We start from the raw sequence: 5,316 nt of genomic DNA, 5'->3' as shown, positions 1-5,316 counted from the left end.
AACGGGTGTTCGGCAGCGACCTACTCTCCCACACCCTGACGAGTGCAGTACCATCGGCGCAGACAGGCTTAGCTTCCGGGTTCGGAATGAGACCGGGCGTTTCCCTATCGCTATAACCACCGAAACTCTGTGAAACTATCGACATCACTCACGCCTTTCGAGTGATGTCGATAGATTCACCGCCCTTCCCCGAAGAAAAGAACAGCGTTCACTCGACAGCACTCGCGCGAGCGAGCGTATTGTCTCAGACACCGCACAGTGGACGCGTAACACCTTCATGATAAGTCCTCGGCCTATTAGTACCAGTCACCTCCACACATTACTGCGCTTCCAGATCCGGCCTATCAACCCGGTCATCTTCCGGGGACCTTACCCCCACAAAAAGGGGTGAGAAACCTCATCTTGGAACAGGCTTCCCGCTTAGATGCTTTCAGCGGTTATCCCTTCCGAACGTAGCCAACCAGCCATGCCCCTGGCGGAACAACTGGCACACCAGAGGTTCGTCCGTCCCGGTCCTCTCGTACTAGGGACAGCCTTCCTCAAGTTTCTAACGCGCGCGGCGGATAGAGACCGAACTGTCTCACGACGTTCTAAACCCAGCTCGCGTGCCGCTTTAATGGGCGAACAGCCCAACCCTTGGGACCTACTCCAGCCCCAGGATGCGACGAGCCGACATCGAGGTGCCAAACCATCCCGTCGATATGGACTCTTGGGGAAGATCAGCCTGTTATCCCCGGGGTACCTTTTATCCGTTGAGCGACACCGCTTCCACATGCCGATGCCGGATCACTAGTCCCGACTTTCGTCCCTGCTCGACCTGTCAGTCTCACAGTCAAGCTCCCTTGTGCACTTACACTCACCACCTGATTGCCAACCAGGCTGAGGGAACCTTTGGGCGCCTCCGTTACATTTTAGGAGGCAACCGCCCCAGTTAAACTACCCACCAGGCACTGTCCCTGAACCCGATCAGGGCCCGAGGTTAGACATCCAATACGATCAGAGTGGTATTTCAACAACGACTCCACGAACACTGGCGTGCCCGCATCACAGTCTCCCACCTATCCTACACAAACCGAACCGAACACCAATACCAAGCTATAGTGAAGGTCCCGGGGTCTTTTCGTCCTGCCGCGCGTAACGAGCATCTTTACTCGTAATGCAATTTCGCCGAGTCTGTGGTCGAGACAGCAGAGAAGTCGTTACGCCATTCGTGCAGGTCGGAACTTACCCGACAAGGAATTTCGCTACCTTAGGATGGTTATAGTTACCACCGCCGTTTACTGGGGCTTAAATTCTCAGCTTCGCGGATCACTCCACTAACCGGTCCTCTTAACCTTCCAGCACCGGGCAGGCGTCAGTCCGTATACATCGTCTTACGACTTCGCACGGACCTGTGTTTTTAGTAAACAGTCGCTTCTCTCTGGTCTCTGCGACCCCACCCAGCTCACACCGTAAAGATGATCACCAGACGAGGTCCCCCTTCTCCCGAAGTTACGGGGGCATTTTGCCGAGTTCCTTGACCACAGTTATCTCGATCGCCTCAGTATTCTCTACCTGACCACCTGTGTCGGTTTGGGGTACGGGCCATGTGAAAGCTCGCTAGAGGCTTTTCTCGGCAGCATAGGATCACTGAATTCACCACAACGGCTACGCATCACCTCTCAGGCCACATGCGACACGGATTTACCTATGTCACGCCCTACAGGCTTACACCGGCTACTCCACCAGCCGGCCCAGCTACCTTCCTGCGTCACCCCATCGCTTGACTACTACCACCGAAGGTCCCGTGCAGCCAGACCCCGAACTCCCGAAGGAGAACAAAGCCCTTTTGGACGGTTAGTACCAGCGATTCATCAGGGGCGCGTTCACACGGGTACGGGAATATCAACCCGTTGTCCATCGACTACGCCTGTCGGCCTCGCCTTAGGTCCCGACTCACCCTGGGCGGATTAACCTGGCCCAGGAACCCTTGGTCATTCGGCGGACGAGTTTCTCACTCGTCTTTCGCTACTCATGCCTGCATTCTCACTCGCACAGCCTCCACAACTAGTTCACACTGCTGCTTCCACGGCTGCACGACGCTCCCCTACCCACCCACACACCTGGCCGACCTCCCATAGAAAATCGACAAGTTCATGTGAGTGCCGCGGCTTCGGCGGTGTACTTGAGCCCCGCTACATTGTCGGCGCAGGACCACTTGACCAGTGAGCTATTACGCACTCTTTCAAGGGTGGCTGCTTCTAAGCCAACCTCCTGGTTGTCTCAGCGATCCCACATCCTTTTCCACTTAGTACACGCTTAGGGGCCTTAGCCGGCGATCTGGGCTGTTTCCCTCTCGACTACGAAGCTTATCCCCCGCAGTCTCACTGCCGCGCTCTCACACCCTGGCATTCGGAGTTTGGCTGACGTCAGTAACCTTGTAGGGCCCATCGGCCATCCAGTAGCTCTACCTCCAGAGTGAAACACGCGACGCTGCACCTAAATGCATTTCGGGGAGAACCAGCTATCACGGAGTTTGATTGGCCTTTCACCCCTACCCACAACTCATCCCCTCAGTTTTCAACCTAAGTGGGTTCGGGCCTCCACGACGTCTTACCATCGCTTCACCCTGGCCATGGGTAGATCACTCCGCTTCGGGTCTAGAACATGCCACTATCGCGCCCTATTCGGACTCGCTTTCGCTACGACTACCCCACACGGGTTAACCTCGCGACATGCCACTAACTCGCAGGCTCATTCTTCAAAAGGCACGCCATCACCCACCAGCCACCAAAGGCTGCACAGGCTTTGACGGATTGTAAGCGCACGGTTTCAGGTACTATTTCACTCCCCTCCCGGGGTACTTTTCATCTTTCCCTCACGGTACTAGTCCGCTATCGGTCACCAGGGAGTATTCAGGCTTATCGGGTGGTCCCGACAGATTCACACCGGATTTCACGGGCCCGGTGCTACTTGGGCATCCACATCAACAGTCACAACGTTTTCGTCTACGGGATTCTCACCCTCTACGACAGGCCGTTCCAGACCACTTCGACTAACATCATGATTTCTTACTGCTGGCCGGCTCGGCAGCGCCGACACAATGAACCCCACAACCCCACAAGTGCAACCCCTGCCAGGTATCACACACCCATGGTTTAGCCTCTTCCGCGTTCGCTCGCCACTACTGACGGAATCACATATTGTTTTCTCTTCCTGTGGGTACTGAGATGTTTCACTTCCCCACGTTCCCTCCACACCGGCTATATATTCACCGGCAGGTAACACGACATCACTCGTGCTGGGTTTCCCCATTCGGACATCCTCGGATCACAGCTCGGTTGACAGCTCCCCGAGGCATATCGCAGCCTCCCACGTCCTTCATCGGCTCCTGGTGCCAAGACATCCACCGTACGCTCATAAACACTTACAACAAAGATGCTCGCGTCCACTGTGCAGTTCTCAAACAACACACAACAACCCCTACCGACGCCGGCCGAAGCCAACCGTTTTCGTGGATCATCGTCGCTGAAAAAACACATCACGTGTTCCCTCAGGACCCAACAGCGCACCGATATAACCACCACGAAACAAGACTGAGCCCGCTTCTGTTGCAGTGATACTTGTCAGCGTTCCACCCATGAGCTCCCGTGCCGCTCGTACGGCGACAAACGGGCTCTGCCAGAGAACGATTCGACCATTCGAACCATCACACTGGAGTTGCTCCTTAGAAAGGAGGTGATCCAGCCGCACCTTCCGGTACGGCTACCTTGTTACGACTTCGTCCCAATCGCCGATCCCACCTTCGACGGCTCCCTCCCACAAGGGGTTAGGCCACCGGCTTCGGGTGTTACCGACTTTCATGACGTGACGGGCGGTGTGTACAAGGCCCGGGAACGTATTCACCGCAGCGTTGCTGATCTGCGATTACTAGCGACTCCGACTTCACGGGGTCGAGTTGCAGACCCCGATCCGAACTGAGACCGGCTTTAAGGGATTCGCTCCACCTCACGGTATCGCAGCCCTCTGTACCGACCATTGTAGCATGTGTGAAGCCCTGGACATAAGGGGCATGATGACTTGACGTCGTCCCCACCTTCCTCCGAGTTGACCCCGGCAGTCTCCTGCGAGTCCCCAACATCACTTGCTGGCAACACAGGACAAGGGTTGCGCTCGTTGCGGGACTTAACCCAACATCTCACGACACGAGCTGACGACAGCCATGCACCACCTGTATACCGACCACAAGGGAAACCCCATCTCTGAGGCGATCCGGTACATGTCAAACCCAGGTAAGGTTCTTCGCGTTGCATCGAATTAATCCACATGCTCCGCCGCTTGTGCGGGCCCCCGTCAATTCCTTTGAGTTTTAGCCTTGCGGCCGTACTCCCCAGGCGGGGCGCTTAATGCGTTAGCTACGGCACGGATCCCGTGGAAGGAAACCCACACCTAGCGCCCACCGTTTACGGCGTGGACTACCAGGGTATCTAATCCTGTTCGCTACCCACGCTTTCGCTCCTCAGCGTCAGTTACTGCCCAGAGACCCGCCTTCGCCACCGGTGTTCCTCCTGATATCTGCGCATTTCACCGCTACACCAGGAATTCCAGTCTCCCCTGCAGTACTCGAGTTTGCCCGTATCGCCTGCACGCCCGCAGTTGAGCTGCGGGATTTCACAGACGACGCGACAAACCGCCTACGAGCTCTTTACGCCCAGTAATTCCGGACAACGCTCGCACCCTACGTATTACCGCGGCTGCTGGCACGTAGTTGGCCGGTGCTTCTTCTCCCACTACCGTCACTTGCGCTTCGTCATGGGTGAAAGAGGTTTACAACCCGAAGGCCGTCATCCCTCACGCGGCGTCGCTGCATCAGGCTTGCGCCCATTGTGCAATATTCCCCACTGCTGCCTCCCGTAGGAGTCTGGGCCGTGTCTCAGTCCCAGTGTGGCCGGTCGCCCTCTCAGGCCGGCTACCCGTCGTCGCCTTGGTAGGCCATTACCCCACCAACAAGCTGATAGGCCGCGGGCTCATCCTGCACCGAAAAACTTTCCACCGAAAACCATGCAGTCCTCGGTCCTATCCGGTATTAGACCCAGTTTCCCAGGCTTATCCCGAAGTGCAGGGCAGATCACCCACGTGTTACTCACCCGTTCGCCACTAATCCACCCAGCAAGCTGAGCTTCATCGTTCGACTTGCATGTGTTAAGCACGCCGCCAGCGTTCGTCCTGAGCCAGGATCAAACTCTCCGTAAAAGACTCATAATCAACACCCCGAAGGGCTGATCAGTCAAAGACATCGAGCCAAATCACTAGCATACAAACTCAAACTAGCAAAAA

Annotated in this window: 3 rRNA genes; all 3 read right to left on the bottom strand. The window is 56.2% G+C overall.

Going from position 1 to position 5,316, the window contains the following annotated elements:
- Positions 1-7: 7 nt before the first annotated feature.
- Positions 8-124: ribosomal RNA gene (gene rrf, locus ACZI8W_RS26055) — 5S ribosomal RNA — on the bottom strand.
- Between the two features lie 152 nt (positions 125-276).
- Positions 277-3,412: ribosomal RNA gene (locus ACZI8W_RS26050) — 23S ribosomal RNA — on the bottom strand.
- A 298-nt stretch (positions 3,413-3,710) separates the two neighbouring features.
- Positions 3,711-5,232 (bottom strand): 16S ribosomal RNA (locus ACZI8W_RS26045).
- The 16S, 23S and 5S rRNA genes sit together here, the layout of an rRNA operon.
- Positions 5,233-5,316: the final 84 nt, after the last annotated feature.

It is taken from the genome of Rhodococcus ruitaii (genome assembly GCF_055230935.1).
The sequence above is the reverse complement of the archived record's forward strand: the minus strand, read 5'-3'. Positions and strand labels throughout refer to the sequence as shown.